Below are 2,818 nucleotides of genomic sequence, written 5' to 3'. Positions count from 1 at the left end.
GAAATCGGATTCCCGCCAGCAAAGGCATACCGGTTCATGGTCCAGGGGTTCGTCCCCAGATTCATATCCGCCATCGCCCCGTTGTACATATCCCGGGTCAGGAAGCGGTTGTTACCGGGGTCATAGTCCCTAAAGCCCATGTCGTACTTCCCGGTGGATGGATCCCAGCGTTTGCTGTTGAACCGGTAGACGTTGTAGGGCTCTTTCGTCGGATCCTGGGCATCCGGTTTGTCCACTCCGGTGAACTCGTCCTCGTCGTTCTTTCCGTAGGCAGTGTAACCGTAAGTGGCACGGCTGTCCCCATTTTCGTCGGTGAGGACTTCCACGTCGGTGTGGGGGTTGTAGCCGTAGTAGGAGTCTTCCTTTGTCCCGTCGCTGTTGTGTTTCACCATCGACAGGCGTTCGCCCCAGGGGCTGTAGTGGTAAGACTTCTGGATTTCTCCGGCTACATCCTCGGAGATTACTTCTCCACTGAGACCGAGGTAGTTCAGGTTCGTGGTTTTGGTGCCTTCGGTGCGGCTGGTGGTGCGGTCCATCGGGTCGTAGGTGTAGCTGGTTTTCTTCGTCGACCCATCGTCTTGCAGTTTACTGTGTTCCGTCACCCGGTCGAAGCCGTCGTAGGTGTACTTCTCGATCTGCTTCCCGGCGGCGGTAACGCTGTTCAGGCGACCGAAAGGATCGTAGTTGTAGGTGGCCGTGGTGCTCCCAGTAGTGGCGGTCAGGAGACGGTTCCGGTCGTAATTGTACGTGGTCGTCGTACCCTCTACCGTCTGCTGGATCACGTTGCCGTTGGCGTCGTGTTCGTAGGTTTCGATCTTGGCGTTGTCGCCGGTTTTCTCGTATTTCGTCACCCGGTCCCGAGGGTCATAGGTGTAGGTCAGGGTGCTGTTGATCAGGGCCTGGGTGTCGGCGTTCCGTTGTTGCAGGACGTCCTTGACCCGGTGGCCGTTCGCGTTGTAATCGATGGTGTGCTCGTTGATGAGCGTGCCGTTGGACTTTTTCTCCACCTGGTGCTTTAAGAGACCATCCAGGTAGTAGGTGTAGTCGACGGTGTTGCCGTTCTCCTTGGTTTCCTTCAGTTTCTGTCCCCTCGGGGTGTAGGTGAAGGTGGTGGTCTTCGGATTGGCATCCGTCGGGGACTCTTTGTTGATCACCTGGCTCACCAAGGTCCCGTACGTGGTAGTTCCCGTCTTCGGGGCGTTCAGCTTTCAGGTAATGAAAAAACCAAGTACAGAGCGTACTTGGTGATGGAAATCAAATGCCTTAGCCTTGTTATAAAGCTATAAGTAATGGAGACAATTACAGAGAGCCTCCAAACTCTTTAAGAGTTGTAATTACCTCTTTCAATTGTTCTTTAATAGCCAAATCACCTTTGTACCACTCCGTTGCAATTCCAAGAGGGGTATACCCTTCGGAATCTCTGATATTTAAGTCAGCCCCATAACGTATTAGTAAACTTACAATATCTACAAATCCTTTTGACGTTGCTTCATGTAATGGTGTCCAACCATCACTATCCTGCATATTAACTTCTGCTCCGTTTTTTATTAAATACTCCACAACTTTTGTGCACCCACCTCTAGCTCCCGCCATTAACGCACTATACCCTTCTCCAGACTTAATATTTACGACTTTCGGATCAGCATATTTTAACATTTCATTTACAATTTCAATTCTACATTTCATTGATGCATCCATTAATGCAGTAATTCCGTTATAATTCTGGGTTTTTAAGTTAGAACCTTTTTCCATTAATATGCGCACTATATCTGGTTGGTTATAATATGTAGCTACCATAAGAGGTGTATATCCATATTTGTCTTGCGAATTAGGATTTACACCTTTTTCAAGTAATTTTTTAACCGAATTAACATCTTCTTTTTCAATATAACCGAAAAGCAATTCTAATTCTTCCAATTTATGACCCTCTCCTTTTTTATAGCCTTGCCTACCAAAAGTAACCTGGTAAGCAAGGCTGTTTTTTATTTTATTAATGGGATAGAAAACCATCAGGCCTTACATTTATATATCCTTTTCCCCTACTATATTGGTTCCACCAGTGATTTTGCCCTGTTTTTGATAGTTGAACATCCCATTCGTAATTAAACCCTTTGGATCTATCGCCATGATAAGGGCCTTTAACCCATGTATTCCCAAATCTATCTTTGTACCCCGCTTTTCCACCCTTCATCTTTACTTTCGTCAGCTGAGTTGCACCCTTCTCTGGGATAAATCGAAATGGTCCAGAAGTAGGCAATCCTGCTTCCTTTGTCAACCCCCGAATTGAAACTTTTGCCCCAACTGATCCTCTAACTCCCCCGCCAGACCACCTTTTGGAAAACGCTTCAAATCCTTCTTTGACGGTTTTTCCATTCACAAACGGTAGAAAAATTGATAATCCATACACACGGGGAGTTTTCTCGCCGGACACAGGTTCAGATCCGAACACCAAAATACTCAAATCCTGAGCTTCACCAAGAATAGGAATCAATCCAACAGTGAAACTTCCAACATTCCTTTCAGTAGATCCAGCTTTCGTAATACGGTTATATTCTTTCGTTTGCGCCTCTATGGTATTCCATTTAACTTGCAATGCATCTTCTTTTGCTTCATAGTCTTCTCTGTAAATCTCCGGTATCTCACCTGTCTTACTATTAGCGGTAACCGTTGCCTCTGCATCAACGATATAATCGTGCCCATCCAACTCCACCCCAGAAATCGGATTCCCGCCAGCAAAGGCATACCGGTTCATGGTCCAGGGGTTCGTCCCCAGATTCATATCCGCCATCGCCCCGTTGTACATATCCCGGGTCAGGAA

The 2,818-nt window shown here is 47.1% G+C and carries 3 protein-coding genes; all 3 read right to left on the bottom strand.

Translation table 11 applies throughout. The features are described from left to right. The coding region (locus ACFOUO_RS02240) for an RHS repeat domain-containing protein (RefSeq protein ID WP_380701734.1) at nucleotides 1–1,163 on the bottom strand (1,163 nt) is incomplete at its 3' end. 136 nt (nucleotides 1,164–1,299) lie between these two features. Beyond that, nucleotides 1,300–1,917, bottom strand: a complete 618-nt coding sequence (locus tag ACFOUO_RS02235; protein ID WP_380701732.1) for an ankyrin repeat domain-containing protein — start codon at nucleotides 1,915–1,917, stop codon at nucleotides 1,300–1,302. Between the two features lie 73 nt (nucleotides 1,918–1,990). Continuing rightward, the coding region (locus ACFOUO_RS02230; protein ID WP_380701730.1) for a polymorphic toxin type 17 domain-containing protein at nucleotides 1,991–2,818 on the bottom strand (828 nt) is incomplete at its 5' end.

The sequence above is a fragment of the Salinithrix halophila genome (assembly GCF_042650125.1).
Taxonomy (GTDB): domain Bacteria; phylum Bacillota; class Bacilli; order Thermoactinomycetales; family DSM-45169; genus Salinithrix; species Salinithrix halophila.
Note: the sequence above shows the minus strand (reverse complement) of the source record. Positions and strands in the feature narration are given on the sequence as shown.